This window comes from Azospirillum oryzae (assembly GCF_008364795.1).
GTDB lineage: Bacteria > Pseudomonadota > Alphaproteobacteria > Azospirillales > Azospirillaceae > Azospirillum > Azospirillum oryzae.
In genome coordinates this window covers 459518-477903 of sequence record NZ_VTTM01000001.1, presented here as the reverse complement: position 1 = coordinate 477903, position 18386 = coordinate 459518, and the positions used below count along the sequence as shown (strand labels likewise).

15 protein-coding genes and 3 tRNA genes are annotated in these 18386 nt (G+C 66.2%); 13 read left to right on the top strand and 5 right to left on the bottom strand.

The annotated features are described in order from the left end of the window. Nucleotides 1-13 precede the first annotated feature (13 nt). The 9 genes from secG to FZ938_RS02225 all read left to right on the top strand — a co-directional run bounded on the left by secG (nucleotide 14) and on the right by FZ938_RS02225 (nucleotide 10247). Entirely contained in the window at nucleotides 14-337 is a 324-nt protein-coding gene (secG, locus tag FZ938_RS02265) for a preprotein translocase subunit SecG (RefSeq protein ID WP_085089319.1), read from the top strand. 202 nt (nucleotides 338-539) lie between these two features. After that, nucleotides 540-2171 carry a CTP synthase gene (gene pyrG, locus FZ938_RS02260; RefSeq protein ID WP_149197060.1) on the top strand — a complete coding sequence of 544 codons (1632 nt, stop codon included), beginning with the start codon at nucleotides 540-542 and terminating at the stop codon, nucleotides 2169-2171. 168 nt (nucleotides 2172-2339) lie between these two features. Continuing rightward, nucleotides 2340-4169, top strand: coding sequence for an autotransporter domain-containing protein (locus FZ938_RS02255; RefSeq protein WP_174757293.1), 1830 nt, complete (start codon nucleotides 2340-2342; stop codon nucleotides 4167-4169). Nucleotides 4170-4243: 74 nt separating this feature from the next. After that, nucleotides 4244-4939 (top strand): dienelactone hydrolase family protein, encoded by a 696-nt coding sequence (locus FZ938_RS02250; RefSeq protein ID WP_149197058.1) that lies wholly within the window; start codon nucleotides 4244-4246, stop codon nucleotides 4937-4939. 250 nt (nucleotides 4940-5189) lie between these two features. Beyond that, nucleotides 5190-6017, top strand: a complete 828-nt coding sequence (gene kdsA / locus FZ938_RS02245; protein ID WP_136705560.1) for a 3-deoxy-8-phosphooctulonate synthase — start codon at nucleotides 5190-5192, stop codon at nucleotides 6015-6017. A gap of 120 nt (nucleotides 6018-6137) precedes the next feature. Beyond that, nucleotides 6138-6575 carry a DUF192 domain-containing protein gene (locus tag FZ938_RS02240; protein ID WP_246457437.1) on the top strand — a complete coding sequence of 146 codons (438 nt, stop codon included), beginning with the start codon at nucleotides 6138-6140 and terminating at the stop codon, nucleotides 6573-6575. Between the two features lie 84 nt (nucleotides 6576-6659). Next, entirely contained in the window at nucleotides 6660-8306 is a 1647-nt protein-coding gene (locus FZ938_RS02235; protein ID WP_149197057.1) for an efflux RND transporter periplasmic adaptor subunit, read from the top strand. Continuing rightward, nucleotides 8296-9018: an ABC transporter ATP-binding protein gene (locus FZ938_RS02230; protein ID WP_281399604.1), complete on the top strand. Its 723-nt coding sequence runs from the start codon at nucleotides 8296-8298 to the stop codon at nucleotides 9016-9018. The genes FZ938_RS02235 and FZ938_RS02230 overlap by 11 nt, the downstream gene beginning before the upstream one ends. Next, nucleotides 9015-10247, top strand: coding sequence for an ABC transporter permease (locus FZ938_RS02225; protein WP_149197056.1), 1233 nt, complete (start codon nucleotides 9015-9017; stop codon nucleotides 10245-10247). The genes FZ938_RS02230 and FZ938_RS02225 overlap by 4 nt, the downstream gene beginning before the upstream one ends. On the opposite strand, the gene FZ938_RS02220 is transcribed toward FZ938_RS02225, so the two are convergent. Then, the gene (locus tag FZ938_RS02220) at nucleotides 10216-10620 is read right to left on the bottom strand and encodes a hypothetical protein (protein ID WP_149197055.1); all 405 of its coding nucleotides are present in this window, start codon (nucleotides 10618-10620) and stop codon (nucleotides 10216-10218) included. The two genes, FZ938_RS02225 and FZ938_RS02220, sit on opposite strands and share 32 nt — an antisense overlap. Before the next feature lie 155 nt (nucleotides 10621-10775). Here FZ938_RS02220 and FZ938_RS02215 point away from each other — a divergent pair. The 4 genes from FZ938_RS02215 (at nucleotide 10776) to FZ938_RS02200 (ending at nucleotide 13091) form a co-directional block, all read left to right on the top strand. Then, nucleotides 10776-10853, top strand: a tRNA-Pro gene (locus tag FZ938_RS02215). Nucleotides 10854-10930: 77 nt separating this feature from the next. After that, a complete protein-coding gene (locus FZ938_RS02210) occupies nucleotides 10931-11227 on the top strand; it encodes an ETC complex I subunit (RefSeq protein ID WP_014247573.1) in 297 nt (98 codons plus the stop codon). Nucleotides 11228-11256: 29 nt separating this feature from the next. Then, a tRNA-Arg gene (locus FZ938_RS02205) sits at nucleotides 11257-11333 on the top strand. 198 nt (nucleotides 11334-11531) lie between these two features. Next, the gene (locus tag FZ938_RS02200) at nucleotides 11532-13091 is read left to right on the top strand and encodes a calcium-binding protein (protein ID WP_149197054.1); all 1560 of its coding nucleotides are present in this window, start codon (nucleotides 11532-11534) and stop codon (nucleotides 13089-13091) included. A gap of 28 nt (nucleotides 13092-13119) precedes the next feature. On the opposite strand, the gene FZ938_RS02195 is transcribed toward FZ938_RS02200, so the two are convergent. From FZ938_RS02195 to FZ938_RS02180, 4 genes are all read right to left on the bottom strand, one after another. Further along, nucleotides 13120-13195: transfer RNA gene (locus FZ938_RS02195), tRNA-Lys, on the bottom strand. 142 nt (nucleotides 13196-13337) lie between these two features. Continuing rightward, nucleotides 13338-13901: a pantetheine-phosphate adenylyltransferase gene (gene coaD, locus FZ938_RS02190; RefSeq protein WP_149197053.1), complete on the bottom strand. Its 564-nt coding sequence runs from the start codon at nucleotides 13899-13901 to the stop codon at nucleotides 13338-13340. Between the two features lie 23 nt (nucleotides 13902-13924). After that, on the bottom strand, nucleotides 13925-16708 hold the full coding sequence (gene gyrA, locus FZ938_RS02185; protein WP_149197052.1) for a DNA gyrase subunit A: 2784 nt from the start codon (nucleotides 16706-16708) through the stop codon (nucleotides 13925-13927). A 146-nt stretch (nucleotides 16709-16854) separates the two neighbouring features. Beyond that, nucleotides 16855-18213 (bottom strand): MATE family efflux transporter, encoded by a 1359-nt coding sequence (locus tag FZ938_RS02180; RefSeq protein ID WP_149197051.1) that lies wholly within the window; start codon nucleotides 18211-18213, stop codon nucleotides 16855-16857. Nucleotides 18214-18386: the final 173 nt, after the last annotated feature.

The following is an 18386-nucleotide window of genomic DNA, read 5'->3' as shown; positions in this document are numbered from 1 at the left end:
GGGTGAGCATCGCATGGAATCGGTGATTCTGGTCATTCACCTGCTGATCGCCGTCGGGCTGGTCGGCGTGATCCTGATCCAGCGGTCGGAAGGCGGCGGACTCGGCATCGGTGGCGGTACCATGGGCGGCATGATGAGCACCCGCGGCACGGCAAACCTGCTGACGCGGACCACCGGCATTCTGGCGGGCTGCTTCTTCGCCACCAGCATCGTGCTGGCGATCCTGGCCGGCGGCCATTCGCGCCCGGCGTCGATCATCGACACGCTGCCGGCTTCTCCGGCGGCTCCGGCGCAGCCGGCCGCTCCGGCCCAACCCGCGCCGCCGGTGTCCCAGTAAAGGGACAGTTCCCAGCGCACGGGTACGAAGCGGACAGCGAGGCGGCCTCCCCGAAGCCGCCTCTTTCTTTTGAGGGCCGACGACCGCGACGTGAGTTTCGGCGCCGACCCCTCGGGGACATGAAATATCCGCCCCCTATGGGGGCAGGAAACATGCGTCCCCTTCGGGGACATGGAACAGCTCTCAAGCTCTTCGGACGGACATGACTCGCTACATCTTCATCACCGGTGGCGTCGTTTCTTCGCTGGGCAAAGGTCTGGCATCGGCGGCGCTTGGGGCGCTTCTCCAGGCGCGCGGCTACAAGGTGCGGCTGCGCAAGCTGGATCCGTACCTGAACGTCGATCCCGGCACGATGAGCCCCTATCAGCACGGCGAGGTCTTCGTGACCGACGACGGGGCTGAGACGGACCTGGATCTCGGCCATTACGAGCGCTTCACCGGCGTTTCGGCCCGCAAGGGCGACAACATCACCACCGGCCGCATCTATTCCACCGTGATCGCGAAGGAGCGTCGCGGCGATTACCTGGGCGGCACCGTCCAGGTCATTCCGCACATCACCGACGAGATCAAGGAGTTCATCCGCGCCGACGCCACCGACGAGGACTTCGTCCTGATCGAGATCGGCGGCACGGTGGGCGATATCGAGTCGCTGCCCTTCCTGGAGGCGATCCGCCAGTTCGGCAACGAGGTCGGTCAGGAGAATGTCCTCTACATCCACCTGACCCTGCTGCCCTACATCCCGACCGCCGGCGAGCTGAAGACCAAGCCGACCCAGCATTCGGTGAAGGAGCTGCTGAGCGTCGGCATCCAGGCCAACATCCTGCTGTGCCGCGCCGACCGTCCGATTCCGGAGAACGAGCGCAAGAAGATCGCGCTGTTCTGCAACATCCGTCCGGAGCGGGTGATCGCGGCGCTCGACGTCGATTCGATCTATCAGGTGCCGATCAGCTACCATGAGGAAGGCTTCGACACCCAGGTCCTGAGCTATTTCAGCCTGCCGACCGACAAGGAGCCGGACCTGTCGCGCTGGACCCGCATCATGGAGCGGGTGCGCAAGCCGCAGGGCGAGGTCACCATCGCGGTGGTCGGCAAGTACATCAGCCTGCTTGACAGCTACAAGTCGCTGGCCGAGGCGCTGACCCACGGCGGCATCGCCAACAACGTCAAGGTCAACCTCGACTGGATCGATTCGGAGATCTTCGAGGACGACGACGCGGCGGTGAAGCGGCTGGAGAACGTCCATGGCATCCTGGTGCCGGGCGGCTTCGGTTCCCGCGGGACGGAAGGCAAGATTCGGGCGGCCCAATTCGCGCGTGAGCGAAAGGTGCCGTACTTCGGCATCTGCTTCGGCATGCAGATGGCGGTGATCGAAGCCGCCCGCAACATGGCGAAGATCGAGGATGCCGGCTCCACCGAGCTGGGCAAGCCGGGCAACCCGGTCGTCGGCCTGATGACGGAGTGGATGCGCGGCAACACGCTGGAGCGTCGTGCCGAGGTCGGCGACCTGGGCGGCACCATGCGGCTCGGCGCCTATCCGGCCAAGCTGCTGGAAGGCAGCAAGGTCGCCGAGGTCTACGGCACCACCGACATCTCCGAACGGCACCGTCACCGCTATGAGGTGAACGTGTACTACAAGGAGCGTCTGGAGCGCTGCGGCATGCGGTTCAGCGGCCTGTCGCCCGACGGGGAACTGCCGGAGATCGTCGAGATCCCCGATCATCCCTGGTTCATCGGTGTGCAGTTCCACCCGGAACTGAAGTCCAAGCCGTTCGAGCCGCACCCGCTGTTCACGGCCTTCATCAAGGCGGCCATCGACCAGAGCCGGTTGGTCTGACGGTTTCCTAAGCGACCTATTCAAGCCTGATCGCGCCCCGCCCCACAAAGGCGGGGCGTTTTCATGTCCGGAGCCTTCCCTATACGTCAGCTTCCTTGCGCGTCCGAAAACCATGTGCGACGATCCGCGGAAAATCGCACAACCAAACAATCGGATCGGGGAGTGACCATGAATCGCGTCAGGATCGCCGCGCTCGCCACCTGCCTGACCGCGCTCGCCGCGGTCCCGGCCACCGCGGCGGACTATTCCTCCACCATCTTCTTCGGCGACAGCCTGACCGATAGCGGGGCGTTCCAGTCGCTGGTGCCCTTCGGCGGCAAGTTCACCACCAATCCGGGGCCGGTATGGGCGGAGAACGTCGCCGGCGCGTTCGGCACCTCCGCCACCACCGCGGCACGGGGCGGCACCGACTATGCGGTCGGCGGCGCGCGGGTGAACACGTCGGTCGGCGTCCCGGCGACAGGCCCGACGGCCCTGGCGCCCAGCGTCGCGACTCAGGTCTCCGACTATCTCGCCTCCACCGGCGGACGGGCAGATCCGAACGCGCTCTACACCGTCTGGGGCGGAGCCAACGACATCTTCGCGGCACTGAACAACCCGGCGACCGCCCAGGCGACGGTGACGCAGGCGGCCGGCGATCTGGTGACGCAGGTGGCGAGGCTGCGCGCCGCCGGTGCGCGCACCATCCTGGTGCCGACGGTGCCGGATATCGGATCGACCCCGTTCGGTCAGGCGCAGGGCGCGACGGCGGCGGCGCAGATCACGCAGTTGGTCAGCGGCTATAACCAGCTGGTCACGCTGGGACTGGCGAATGCCGGCGTCTCGGTCATTCCGATCGACACCTATTCGCTTCTGCGGGCGGCGGTGGCCAATCCGGCCTCCTTCGGCTTCGCCAATGTGACCGGCACCGCCTGCACCACCAGCAGTTCGCTGCTCTGCACCTCCGCCTCGCTGGTGACGCCGAACGCGGCGGAGAGCTACCTGTTCGCCGACGGCGTCCACCCGACCACGGCCGGGCATCGCGCAGTGTCGGACTTCGTGCTGAACGCGCTGACCGCCCCCGGCAACGTGGCGCAGCTTGCCGAATCGCCGATCCACACCCGGGACCGCCTGACCGCCACCATCCTCGCCCAGGCGGCGAACAGCCTGTGGAGCCGCAAGCCGGGCACCAGCGGCGCCTGGATCAGCGGCGGGGTCGGCCGGCTGACCAGTGACCGTACCGGCGATCCCGGCATCGGCGGACAGGCGGAGGTGCGCGGCACGCCGCTGTCGGTCAGCGTCGGCATCGACAAGCGCTTCACCGAGAATCTGCTGCTCGGCGTGGCCGGCACCGCGTCGCATTACCGCGGCAGCTTTTCCACCGGCGGCGACTACAAGCAGCGGGAGTATGTGCTGAGCGGCTACGGTGTCTATCGCATGGGCGGCGCCTTCGTGAATGGCGTCGGGTCCATCGGCTTCACCGATTACGACCTGCGTCGCGGCGTGACCATCAACGGCACCGACCATTCCACCGGCGGCAGCACTGAGGGCTTCAACGCCTCCATCGGCGCCGAGGGCGGCTATGAGTTCATGACCGGCGGGCTGACCCATGGTCCGGTGCTGGGCCTGCGCTACCAGCATGTCGAGGTGGAGGGGTTCAGCGAGGACAGCAGCCTGTTCGGCTTCACCTATCGCTCGCAGACCCGCAACTCGCTGGTCGGCAGCGTCGGCTATCAGGCCGCCTATGATTTCGGCAGCGTCCTGCCCTATGCCAAGGTGACGCTGAACCGGGAGTTCAAGGACGACCAGCGCAGCATCACGGTGGAAAGCCGCAGCATCTCCACGCTCGCCTACGACGTGGCGGTGGCCAAGCCCGACCGCAGCTATGTCGATCTGACGGCCGGCGCCTCCTTCAAGCTGGCGGAGTCGGTGACCGGCACGCTCGGTCTGAATGCCCGACTGGGGGAGGAGAACCGCCGCGATTACGGTGGTTTTGTCGGTCTCAGCGTCGGTTTCTGACGAATGGCGGGATGACCGGGGGCAAGTCCGCTCCATATCAGGGGCGGATTTGCCAACGGGAGGATAACAAAGCCATGTCCGACGTGATGATCGACGCCGCCGATGGCGGCCGCTTTTCGGCCTATGTCGCCAAGCCCAAGGTGACGCCCGCCGGCGGGCTGGTGGTGATCCAGGAGATCTTCGGCGTCAACGCGGTGATGCGGGAGCAATGCGATTGGTACGCCTCGCAAGGCTTCCTGGCGGTGTGCCCGGACCTGTTCTGGCGCCAGCAGCCGGGCGTGCAACTGACCGACAAGACTGAAGCGGAGTGGAACAAAGCCTTCGCCCTGCTGAACGGCATGGACCAGGACAAGGCGGTGGAGGACCTGAAGGCGGCGCTGGCCTGGGTGCGCGGGCAGGATGGCTGCACCGGCAAGGCCGGCAGCGTCGGCTACTGCCTGGGCGGCCGGCTGGCTTTCATGATGGCGACGCGGTCGGACGCCGAGGCCAATGTCGGCTATTACGGCGTCGGGCTGGAGGGGCTGCTGGGCGAGGCGGGCAACATCGGCAAGCCGCTGCTTCTGCACATCGCGGAGAACGACAAGTTCTCCAGCCCCGAAAAGCGCGACGCAGTTGTGGCCGGTGTGAAGGACAACAGGTGGGTGACCGCGAAGGTCTATCCCGGCATGGACCACGCCTTCGCCCGGCCGGGTGGCGAGCATTACGACCAGGATGCGGCCGACGAGGCCAACCGGCTGACGGTGGAGTTCTTCCGCACGCATCTGGCGTGAGGGTTATCGATTTCTGAGGTGCTTTTGCCCCCTCCCTAACCCTCCCCCGCTTTGCGGGAGAGGGAACTCCGCCGCTCATGCGCTCAGCTCCCTCTCCCGCAAAGCGGGGGAGGGTCGGGGAGGGGGCATTCGGCAAGCGCCTAAGTGGCTTGCAGCGCGCACCGCCGCCCGCCATTGACCATCCCCCCATTTAATGGGATGCAAAGGCCCACGGGCGCCCTCTCGCCCGTTTTCGTTTTGGAGCACTCCGATGACCACGCCGCGCCCTGTCCAGATCGGCGACCTGACCGTTGCCAACGACCGTCCCTTCGTCCTGATCGCCGGCCCCTGCCAGATGGAAAGCCGCGACCATGCGATGGAGACCGCGTCCGCGCTGGTGGAGATGACCCGCGCGCTGGGCATGGGGCTGATCTACAAGTCGAGCTTCGACAAGGCCAACCGCACCTCCATCACCACCGCGCGCGGCCTGGGCATGGACAAGGCGCTGCCGATCTTCGCGGAAATCCGCGAGCGCTTCGGCTGCCCGGTCATCACCGACGTGCATGAATCGACCCAGTGCGCTCCGGTCGCCGAGGCGGTGGACGTGCTGCAGATTCCCGCCTTCCTCTGCCGCCAGACCGACCTGCTGATCGCCGCCGCAGAGACCGGCCGCGCGGTGAACGTCAAGAAGGGCCAGTTCCTGGCGCCGTGGGACATGAAGAACGTCGCCGCCAAGCTGGTCGCGTCCGGCAACGAGCGCGTCCTGCTGTGCGAGCGCGGCGCCAGCTTCGGCTACAACACGCTGGTGTCGGACATGCGGTCGCTGCCGATCATGGCGGAGACCGGCTTCCCGGTGGTGTTCGACGCCACCCATTCCGTCCAGCAGCCGGGCGGGCAGGGCACCACGTCGGGCGGCCAGCGCGAGTTCGTCCCGGTTCTGGCCCGTGCCGCCATCGCGGTCGGCGTCGCCGCAGTCTTCATGGAGACGCACGAGAACCCGGACTGCGCTCCCAGCGACGGCCCGAACATGGTCCCGCTGAAGGACATGCCGGCCTTGCTGGCCAAGCTCCAGGCCTTCGACCGTCTGGCGAAGTCCTAAACAGGCTTAATTGGATTTGGGAGGCGTGCCGTGTTTCATTGGCGCGCCTCCCGGTTTTTCGGGCCGGTTCAGCCTTCGGGGACAGTCATGATGGTCGGTCGGAGTTTTCGGGGTGCGGTCGTGGCGCTCCTGCTGCTGGTGGTCGCCGTCCCGGCGATGGCGCTGGAGAGCTTTCAGAAATCCAAACTGACCGTCGAGACGTCGGGCGGCGGCAAGTTCCGCTTCGACGTCGAACTGGCGCTGACCCCCGGCCAGCAGGCCCAGGGGCTGATGTTCCGCCAGTCGATGCCGGCCGATGCCGGGATGCTGTTCGTCTACGACCGGGTGCAGCCGGCCAGCTTCTGGATGAAGAACACGCTGATCCCGCTCGACATGCTGTTCATCGCCGCCGACGGCCGCATCGTGAACATCCACGAGCGGGCGGTGCCGGAATCGCTGGACTCCGTCAATTCCGACGGGCCGGTGAAGGCGATCCTGGAACTGAACGGCGGCATGGCCTCGCGGCTGGGCATTCGTCCCGGCGACCGCGTGGTCTCTCCCGACATCGCCAAGCCCTAAGCCAATAGATGATCCGTCGCCCATGACTTTCGCGTAAACTCGCCCAGATCAATCGCGCGGGCTTGGGCGGCGCGGAGGGCTGGGATGGCCAAGAGAGCAAGCGGCCGGTCGGCGATCTTCCTCGGACTGGTGCTCAGCGCCGTGGCCGGCCTGTCCGCCTATGTCGTGCTGGCGCGGGCGGAACCGGGGCCGGCCTATCGGCTGGCGCGGGTCGAGCAGGGCCCCCTGGTCAGCGCCATCACCGCCACCGGCACGATGAGCGCGCTGGTGACGGTGGAGGTCAGCTCCCAACTCTCCGGCCAGATCGCGGAGCTGTATGCCGATTTCAACAGCCGGGTCACCAGCGGCCAGATCCTCGCCCGGCTGAACGGCGACCAGTTGGCCGCCCGTCTGGCCCAGGCCGGCGCCGATGTCGATTCCGCCAAGGCGGCACTCATCCAGCAGCAGGCGCTGCACGACAAGGCGCGGGCCGATCTTGCCAGCGCCAAGGCCAGCGTCGCCAATGCCGACGCCCAAATCGTCCGCGCCGACCTTGCCCAGCGTGACGCGGAGCGCGACCTGCGGCGCCGGCGCGACCTGCAGGGTCGTGGCGTCGTCGCCGCCGCCGACCTGGAGAAGGCGGAAACCGCCGCCCACAGCGCCCAGGCCCAGTTGATCGCCGCCCGGGCCCAGAAACGGCAGGCCGAGGCGGCGGAGGCGTCGGCCGATGCCTCGCTGGCGGTCGCCGCCGCCCAGGTGGAGGTCGCCCGCGCCCAGGTGGCCCAGCGCGAGGCGGCCCTGCAACTGGTCCGCGTCGACCTCAACCGCTCCGTCATCCGCTCGCCCATCGACGGGGTGGTGGTGAACCGGGCGGTCAGCACCGGCCAGACGGTGGCGGCCAGCCTGTCGGCTCCCACCCTGTTCACCATCGCCCAGGATCTGCGGCAGATGGAGGTCTTGGCCAACATCGACGAGGCCGACATCGGCCGGGTGCGCGAAGGCATGCCGGTACGCTTCACCGTCAACGCCTTCCCCGGCGACAGCTTCACCGGGCGGGTGGCGCAAGTACGGCTGGCGCCGAAGGAGGACATGACGGTCGTCACCTACATCGTCGTCATCACGGTGGAGAATCCGGAACTGCGGTTGCTGCCCGGCATGACCGCCAACCTGCGCATCACGGTGGACGAGCGGCCATCGGCGCTGAAGCTGCCCAATGCCGCCCTGCGCTTCCGCCCGCCGGGAGCTGAGCCCTCGACGGATGCGCCGACGCCGACCACCGGCGGCACCAATGGCGGGCGCGGTGCCGCGGCGCTGGAGGCGGCGGCCAAGCGGGCGATGGACGGGCTGATGTTGGATGAAACCAGGCGCCGCGACATCACCTCGCTGGTCGCGGAGGCCCGCGACCGCTTCGCCGCTCTGGACGCCGAGGGCGGCGACCCGGAACGCCGCCGGGTGGAGGCCAATGCCATCCGCACCGCGACCCTGGAGCGAATTGCCGGGCTGCTCGACCCGGAACAGCGCGACCGCTTCGAGGCTCTGGTGGCTCCCGGTCGGGCGGCGGAAGCGATGCGGACGGTCTGGGTGCCCGGTCCGGGAAATGGCGGCCCGGTCGGCATACTGCTGCGGCTCGGCATCGGCGACGGCAGCTATACGGAGGTGGTGTCCGGTGATCTGCGTGCCGGTCAGGAGGTCATCACCGGCATCCTTGCTCCCGACCGCGACAGCCGCCGGGGACCGCGCCTTGGCTTCTGAGTCTGCTCCACCCCAACCCCTGATCGCTGTCGAAGGCCTCAGCCGCCGCTACCGCATGGGGCCGCAGACCGTCCACGCGCTGGACGGCGTGACCGTCGCCATCCGCCGGGGCGAGTTCGTTGCGGTGATGGGGCCGTCCGGGTCGGGAAAATCCACCTTCATGAACCTGCTGGGCTGCCTGGACCGTCCCGATTCCGGTCGATACCGTCTGGATGGGCAAGAGGTCGCGGGCCTGTCCTCCGACGCGCTGGCGGCGGTGCGGAACCGCAGCATCGGATTCGTCTTCCAGTCCTTCAACCTGCTGCCGCGCCAGACCGCGCTCGACAACGTCATGCTGCCGATGGTCTATGCCGGCGTCGGCCATGCCCGGCGTGTGGAGCGGGCGCTGGCGGCCCTCGATTCGGTGGGGTTGCGGGAACGGGCAAGACACCGGCCGACCCAGCTTTCCGGCGGGCAGCAGCAACGCGTCGCCATCGCCCGTGCCCTGGTCAACGATCCGCTGCTGCTGTTGGCCGACGAACCCACCGGCGCGCTCGACACCGCCACCAGCCTGGAGATCATCGGCCTGTTCCAGCGGCTGAACCGGCGCGGCATCACCGTCGTGCTGGTGACGCACGAGCCGGAGGTGGCACGCTTCGCCGGCCGCGTCCTGCAGTTCCGCGACGGTCGCCTGCTCGACGATCTGCGTCAAGAACCGGAGGTCGCGCCATGACCGGCTGGGACGCCCTGCGCGCGGCGCTCGAGTCCCTGCGGGCGAACCCGTTGCGCAGTGCGCTGACCATGCTGGGCATCGTCATCGGCGTGGCGGCGGTGATCGCCATGGTCGCGGTGGGCGCCGGAGCCCGCGATCAGGTGCTGCGCCAGATCGCCAGCCTGGGCACCAACCTGATCCTGGTGGGGCAGGGCAGCATCGTCCGCAGCGGGGTGAAGCTGGGCGCCGGTACCGCGTCGTCGCTGACGGAGGACGATGCGCTGGCGGTGCTGTCGGAGATCCCCGGCGTGGTGGTGACGGCGCCGTCGGTGCGCTGGGGCTTGCAGATCGTGGCCGGCAACCAGAACTGGGGCACCGTTCTGTTCGGCATCACGCCGGACTACATGGAAGCCCGCGACTGGACCGTCGCGCTGGGACGCGGCCTGTCCGACGAGGACGTGGCGCAGGCGAACAAGGTCGTGGTCCTCGGTCAGACGGTGGTGCGCAACCTGTTCGGCGGCGGCGATCCGATCGGAGAGCCGGTGCGCCTGTTCTCCACCCCGCTGACCGTCGTCGGCGTGCTGGCGGAGAAGGGGCAGAACACGCAGGGTCAGGACCAGGACGACGTCATCTTCGTGCCGCTGTCCACCGCCAAGCGCAACATCCCAGGCATGGCGAAGAGCAACCCGCGCTTCATCCACACCATGGTGGTGAAGATGCGCGACGGCGCCGACATGGCGGAGGCGCAGGCGCAGATCCGCGACCTGCTGCGCCAGCGCCACCGGCTGATCCCCGGCCAGGACGACGATTTCTGGATGCGCGACCTGTCGGAGGTGTCGGCCACCCGCGACGAGTCCTCGCGCGCCCTGTCCTTCCTGCTGGCCGCCGTGGCTGCGGTCTCGCTGCTGGTCGGCGGCATCGGCATCATGAACATCATGCTGGTGTCGGTGACCGAGCGCACGCGGGAGATCGGGCTGCGGCTCGCCATCGGGGCGCGACGGCGCGACATCTTGGTGCAGTTCCTGATCGAATCGATCACCCTGTCGCTGATCGGTGCCGCGGTCGGGGTGACGCTGGGCATCGGCACCGCCGTCGCGGTTGCGGCGCTGGCCGGCTGGCCGACTCTGATCCGGATCGATTCGATCGTGCTGGCGGTGGTCGTCAGCGGGCTGGTCGGCGTGTTCTTCGGCCTTTATCCGGCGCGTCGGGCCGCCGGCCTCAACCCCATCGAGGCGCTGCGGCACGAATAGCCGCGAAATCCGTCTCCGCATCGCCCTCCAGCACGACAAGCCGCGCATCGCTGCGTCCCAGCCACAGCGCGAGCCGCCCGACCCATGACACGTCGCGCGGCAGGGCGAGCAGTGACGGCTGCCGTTCCGCGATCACACGGGCCAGAGCCAGGGCCGAGGTCGCGGCATGACGCTTGGCGAGGTCGATCTGCCCGACGGCCGGGTTCAGCGCCGCGCGCAGCGGTCCCCCGCCCATCGGCACCACCACATCCACCGCAACGCCGGCGCGCAGCAATCCATGGGCGAGGTCGACCGTCGAGCGGCGATCCGGCCGGTCTTCCAGGTCGGGCAGAAACAGGGTGATGGCAAGCGGAGCGGGGGCGAGCGATGGCAACGAAACGGATCCGGAACGGTGTTGGAGACAGGCTGTCGAGCGACGGAACGCCGCACCAAATGCCCAAGGCGGCAGGCCGGATGGAAAAGACCGCAGATGCGGTGCGCCGTCCGCTTGCCGTGGGCGTGGCGTTCGTGTATCTCACAACGCGGCGACGGGGCGTAGCGCAGTCTGGTCAGCGCGCCAGTTTTGGGTACTGGAGGCCCCCGGTTCGAATCCGGGCGCCCCGACCATCGCCAGGGGACAACTCCGCGTCCAGGCCATCCGCGCCCGGGACGTTACCGCAGGCATTTGGGGAGACGAGCGAGCCATGAACGTCCGGATCTATCAGCCGAGCAAGACGGCCATGCAATCCGGCCGGGCCAAGACTCACCGTTGGATGCTGGATTACGAGATCGAGACGCCGCGCCGTCCGGAACCGCTGATGGGCTGGACCAGTTCCGGCGACACGCTGAACCAGGTGCGCCTGTCCTTCGAAACGAAGGAAGAGGCCATTGCGTTCGCCGAGCGTGAAGGCTGGAACTACACTGTGCAGGAAGCTCCGGTTCGCCGCGTCCGTCCGCGCAACTACGCCGACAACTTCCGCACCGACCGCCCGCGCTTCTGACTTCTTCATCGCGCTGACTTCCGTGACAGGGCCCCATAGCTCAGTTGGATAGAGCAGCCGCCTTCTAAGCGGCAGGTCGCTGGTTCGAATCCAGCTGGGGTCGCCACGGGAAACAGTTGCTTTTGATATGATCAAACCCCGCTCTGGCGGGGTTTTTTCTTGCCCATGTGCTGTCAGGCTACGCTCTCTGGTCGGCAGTGCATCTGCCATCGGGAGTGGGTAGGGTAATCTTATTTTCGAAGTTGGATTTTAAATTCCATCTTGTACCATAACACCCGAGGTTGTTGAAAATGGAGTGACTTCCGTGAATTACGTTTATCGTTTTTTCAACCAGAGATCGGGAGAGCATTTTTACACGTCCGACCCTGCTGAACGTAACAACATCATCTATCAGTTACCGGACTTCGGATACGAGGGGATTGCAATGACCATCCCCACCGGAGGCAGTATGCAGGCGGTTTATCGGTTCTATCGGAAAGATACGGGCACGCATTTCTACACGGCCAATGCGGCCGAACGAGATTCCATTATTTCAAATTTGAGTAACGTATATTCTTACGAAGGTCCTGCCTTCAACGCGGCCAGCACGCCAACAGGAACAGCCACGCAGGCAGTTTATCGCTTTTACGACGCGTCTCGGAGCGTGCATTTTTTTACGGCGTATGACTCGGAACGCGATGCCGTTCTCGCCAGTCTTCCCAATTACAGTTACGAAGGAATCGCTTACTACGCGGCGCCGCCACCGTCGGTACCGCGGAGCGGCGCACTCGACGAGGCATGGTATCTAGCGGCTTATCCTGACGTTCGTGACGCTGTGAATGCCGGTCTGACGACCGCATCGGCCCATTACGCTGCGTTCGGACAGCGTGAAGGCCGTCTGCCGAACTCCCCGGATGCCCTGGCGGGGGATAACAGCGTCGTCAGCGGCTACAGCGCGCCGAACTACGGCGACACGGTCAATGGTGGAGCCGGCAATGATATCCTCCAAGGCGGTGACGGCAGCGATGTCATTTTCGGCGAAACGGGAAACGACTATCTGTACGGCCTTCAGTCGGACATCCTGAATGGCGGTTCCGGAGATGATACATATTATGCCAACAGTGCTGGCGTGGTGATCACGGAAGGTCTGCATGCCGGCAACGATACCGTCTACATCGGGTTTTCAGGAACATTCAACCTCCCCGCCAATGTCGAAAATATCCGGCTGACTTACGGTTTTTCGTCTCCTCTGACCATTGTTGGCACGGCGTCAAGCGACGTGATTGCTCTTCCAGAGCAAAGGTACGACAGCGACAGTTTGGTTCCTTCGTCGATTGAGATACTTGGCGGTGCCGGCAACGACACCATCGTCGGGCTTCGCGACAGCTTGATCCATGGTGGAAGCGGCAACGACTTGATCTCTTCGAGCTATTGGCGTCAATTCCGCTATCAGGACAATGTGCTGACATCCGGAAGCGATACGCTTTACGGCGACGAAGGGAATGACACGCTGGTTGCCGGGGCTGGCATCGACTGGTTGAGCGGGGGCAGTGGCGCCGACGAGTTTCTTTTCGATTTCGCCACCACATCGCGCTATGCGGCCGTAACATTGGACAAGTCGACGGGATTTTCCGGCACCACGATAATCACCGATTTCCAGCCGGGCGAGGATCAGGTCCGATTGCTGGGAAGCTCGCTGAACGCACAGCAGGTCTTGGAGCGGTTTTCCGATTACAGTTCGACGACATCCGGCTATCCGAGCGGTGTGCGCGGAATCTTCAGTGCGTCCGATTTTCCGTTGGCCTATGGCGGCACGCTACTGACCATTGAATTGCATAACGTCAGCATGGCGCAATTGTCAGCGTCAGCCTTCACAATAGGCTAAGACAATAAGGAAGCGTCCAAAGGGAGTTTGGTGATCCGGGTGGGATTCGAACCCACGGCCACATGATTAAAAGTCACGTGCTCTACCGACTGAGCTACCGGATCATCCTCTCACCGCGGTGGGAAACTGACCACCGCCGGAAGTGGGCGCACCATAGAAAGACGCGCCCGAAAGGTCAACCATGGGCTTGATGGGAAATGCAGGATTTTGCCATCAAGCCGGCCTTTCAAGCCCATGATTCCGGGATCAGGTCTGGCTGGTCGTCGGCACAGTGCCGTTGCCGGCTTCAAGGGCGAAGCGTTCTGCCAGCCGTTCCGCGACGCGGGGTGAGACGAAATGGCGGATGTCGCCGCCAAGCCGCCCGATCTCCTTCACGAAACGGGAGGAGATGAATTGGTGCTTCTCCGACGACATAAGGAAGATCGTCTCGACCTTCGGGTTCAGCCGCGCGTTCATGCCCGCCATCTGGAATTCATATTCGAAGTCCGAGACGGCGCGCAGACCACGGATGATGACCCTGGCGTTCATCTCGATGGCGAAATGCATCAGCAGATTGTCGAACGCCCGCACCTCGATGCTGGCCCCGCTGGCGTTCAGCGCGGCCACATCCTCGCGAACCATGGCGACCCGCTCGTCCGTGGAGTAGAGCGGCCCTTTGCCGGCATTCCGGGCGACGCCGATGATCAGGTGGTCGACCTGACGGGCGGCGCGCTGGATGATGTCCATGTGACCGTTGGTGATCGGATCGAAGGTGCCGGGATAGACACCGATTCGACGACCTTCGCTGGTCTCGGTCTGGCTGGTCGCCATGGGTTCCCCTTTAGGCCCGTCCGTTATTCATTCGGCGCGGCGGAGCTGCCGGCATCACCGGTGGGCTCGACCGAACCGTTGGCGTCATCGCCAGTCTCAACGCCGGTATCCACGCCGTTCTCGCCTTCTTCCTCGGCGATGGTGGCGACGGACACCACACGCTCCTCCGCCCCCACGCGGAACAGCGTGACGCCAAGCGTCTTGCGGCCGGCCACCCGCACATCGTGCAGCGGCATGCGGATCACCTGGCCGCCGTTGGTGACCATCATCACCTGATGGTTCGATTCGACGGGGAATGCGGCGACGATGGAGCCGTTGCGCTCGCCCATCTCCATGTTCCAGATGCCCTGGCCCCCGCGTCCGGCGGTGCGATACTCGTAGGACGAGCTGCGCTTGCCATATCCGCGGTCGGAGACGGTCAGAATATACTGTTCCTTTTGTTTCAGTTCTTCGTACCGCTCCTGCGACAGGGTGACGCTGTCCGCCGGCACGTCGTCGGCTTCCGGCGCAGCCTCGCCTTCCATCTCAAGCCCTTCGTCGCGCTTCATCTTGAAGAAGGCGGCGCGCTCTTCGGGCGTGGCATCGACATGGGTCAGGATCGACAGCGACACCACCTCGTCCCCGTCGGCCAGCCTGATGCCGCGCACGCCGGTGGAGGTGCGGCCGGCGAAGACGCGCACGTCGTCGACCGGGAAGCGGATGCACTTGCCGCCGCGGGTCGCCAGCAGGACATCGTGGGTCTCGGAGCAGGTGTGGACGCCGATCAGACGCTCGCCCTCCTCCTCCAGCTTCATGGCGATCAGGCCGTTGGAGCGGATGTTGGCGAAGTCCGACATGCGGTTGCGTCGCACGTTGCCCTTCGACGTGGCGAAGACGACGTGCAGATCGGCCCAGGCGGCCTCGTCCTCCGGCAACGGCAGAACGGTGGTGATGGTCTCCCCGTCGATCAGCGGCAGCAGGTTGACGAAGGCCTTGCCGCGCGCCTGCGGGTTGCCCAGCGGCAGGCGGTAGACCTTCAGCTTGTAGACCATGCCGCGGTTCGAGAAGAGCAGCAGCGGCGTGTGGGTGTTGGCGACGAACAGGTCGCTGACCGCGTCCTCCGCCTTCATCGACATGCCGGCACGGCCCTTTCCGCCGCGCTTCTGCGCACGGTAGGTCGACAGCGGCACCCGCTTCACATAGCCGGACTGGCTGACGGTGACGACCATGTCCTCGCGCTGGATCAGGTCCTCGATGTCGGCCTCGAACTCCAGATCCTGGATTTCGGTGCGGCGCGGGTTGCCGAACCGTTCCTTCATCTCCACCAGCTCGTCGCGCAGGATCCCCATCAGCTTCGGCCGGTTGGCGAGCGTGGCGAGGAAATCGGCGATCTGGTCGGTGACGTCGGTCAGTTCGGCGCCGATCTTGTCGCGCTCCAGCCCGGTCAGGCGGTGCAGACGCAGGTCGAGGATGGCGCGGGCCTGGACTTCCGACAGGCGGTAGGTGTTCTGCGGGCTGACGCCACGGCCGGGCTCGTCGATCAGCTCGATCAGCGGGCCGACGTCGTGAACCGGCCATTCGCGGTTCATGATCTCCTCGCGCGCCCAGACGGGGTCGGGTGCGCTGCGGATCAGCTGGATCATCGCATCCAGGTTGGCGACGGCGACCGCCAGACCGACCAAGGTGTGCGCCCGCTCACGGGCCTTGCCCAGCAGGAACTCGGTCCGGCGGGTGATGACCTGCTCGCGGAAGCGGATGAAGGCGGTGATGATCTGCAGCAGATTCATCAACTCCGGACGACCGCCGTTCAGCGCCAGCATGTTGACGCCGAAGGAGGTCTGGAGCTGGGTGTGGCGGAACAGCTGCGCCAGCACGACGTCGGGAACCGCGTCGCGCTTCAGCTCGATCACCACGCGCACGCCGTCGCGGTCGGATTCGTCGCGCAGGTCGGAGATGCCCTCGATGATCTTGTCGTTCACGACCTCGCCGATGCGTTCCATCAGCTTGGCCTTGTTGACCTGATAGGGAATCTCGGTCGCGACGATGGCGGTGCGGTCCTTGCGCACCTCCTCGAAATGGGTCTTGGCGCGCAGGATGACCGAGCCGCGCCCGGTCTGCAGCGCCGCCCGGCTGCCCGACCGGCCGAGGATCAGGCCGCCCGTCGGGAAATCGGGGCCGGGCACATGCTCCATCAACTCGTCGAGCGTGATGTCCGGGTTGTCGATGTAGGCGCAGCAGGCGTCGATCACCTCGCCCAGATTGTGGGTGGGGATGTTGGTCGCCATGCCGACGGCGATGCCGCCGGCGCCGTTCACCAGCAGGTTCGGGAAACGGGCCGGAACGACGGTGGGCTCGCGGCCCGAATCGTCGTAGCTCGCCTGGAAGTCGATGGTGTCCTTGTCGATGTCGTCCAGCAGCGCTTCCGCCGCCTTGGCCAGACGCGCCTCGGTGTAGCGCATCGCCGCGGGCGGATCGCCGTCCATCGAACCGAAATTGCCCTGGCCGTCGATCAGCGGCAGGCGCATGGAGAAGTCCTGCGCCATGCGGACCATGGCGTCGTAGATCGCGCTGTCGCCGTGCGGGTGGTATTTACCCATCACGTCGCCGACGATGCGCGCCGACTTCTTATAGGGCTTGGTCGAGTCGTACCCGCCCTCCTTCATCGCGTAGAGGATGCGCCGGTGCACCGGCTTCAGCCCGTCGCGGACGTCGGGCAGGGCACGGCTCACGATCACGCTCATCGCGTAGTCGAGATACGATTTCCGCATCTCGTCTTCGATGTTGATCGGCGCGATGTCGGAGGCGGGAGGAAGGGGCGTATTGCTCAAGCAGGACACTCATTCTTCGAATGCGCCGCCGCTTAGGAATCCGCGGCAGTCACTGGCCTTGCGGGCCGAAGGTTTTGCCCAGGAAATATAGCAACTCTCGCAATTGCACACAATGATTCGGGGCGAAAACCCCCGCCGCCGGCGGTTCAACGCCGGCTGAGATGTGCGAACCGCAGGGAGAGGATGGTGACCGACACCAGACTGGCGATGAGAATTCCCTCGAACAGCCCGTGGGCACCGTGGCCGAGACCGAAGACCAGGAAGGCCGACACCGGGATCATCACGACCGCGTAGGAGAAGAAGTGCAGCGCGGTCGGAACCCAGGCGTCATGCCGGCCGCGCAGCGCGTTCGCCATCACCGTCTGGCCGCCGTCGGCGATCAGGATCCAGGCGGCGAAGGCGATCAGCGGCGCCACCGCCTCCAGCAGTTCCGGATTGTTGGTGTAGATGGCGCCCAGCGCGTCGGGCAGGCTGCGATAGAGCACGCCGACGCAAGCCAGGATCGCGCTTGTGACGCCGAGGCCGGTCCAGCCCGCCAGCGCCATGTCGCTGCGGTCGCCGCGGCCATAGGCGACGCCCACCCGCACGGCGGTGGCCGACGCCAGACCGACCGCCGCCATGAAGGGCAGGGCGGTCAGATTCAGTCCGACCGTGTAGGCGCCCAGCGCCAGCGGCGAGATCATGCCGGCGAACAGGCCAAGCGCCGCGAAAGCGCCGCTCTCCACACCGATGCTGAGCCCGGCGGCATAGCCGAGGTGGCGCTGGCGCGCCGCTCCGCTCCACCAGCCGGACACGGGCAGGCGGACCTGCCAGCGCTCATGGTCGTGCATCCACCAGACATAGGCGACCAGCCCCAGCCCCATGCCCCAGCGCACGATGGTGGTGGCCCAGGCGGACCCGACGGCGCCCAGCGGTTCCAGCCCGATATGGCCCCACACCAGCGCCCAGGCGAGCGCGGCATTGACGAGATTGCCGATCACCATCGCCACCATTCCCGGCAGCGGGCGCTTGATGCCCTCCAGGAAGAAGCCGGTGGTGATGTACAGCATCATGCCCGGCGCCCCCAGCCCCAGCACCGCCAGCACATGGGCGCCGCCCGCCGCCATCTCCGGAGTCTGGCCGCCGGCCTGGAACAGCGGATCGCCGAGAAGAGAGATCAGCGCGAACAGCACGCCCAGCAGCAGAGCGTAGGGAACCGACCGACGCCACGCCCGGCCGCACTCCACGTCGCTGCCGGCGCCGAAGGCATGGGCGGTGATCATCACCGTCCCCATCAGCAGCCCGACGCCGGTGCCGACCATGATATTGCCCGGCAGGTGGGCCAGCCCGTAATAGGCCAGCTCCTGGGCCGAGAAGCGGCCGACGATGGCGGTGTCGACCGCCATCATCACCATCAGTCCGGCGCGGGAGACGATGACCGGCGCCGCCAGCCGCAGCAACTCGCCGATGTGGGCGGCAAGACGCACGCGCAACGGCTCGGGGGCGGGCAGGGTGGCGGTGCTCATGACTGGACCTGTGGCGACGGAGGGATGACGGCGGCCCGTGCCGCGCCGCCGGACCGTAAGGCTTGGCCGGAAAGCGGGCAGACTGCGCAAAAGCTGGTCATCTTGCCCGGTGGTTGTACCGCGTCAAGGATTTCAGGCGCCCCGAAAGGACCGTTGCATTCTCTGCATGGCGG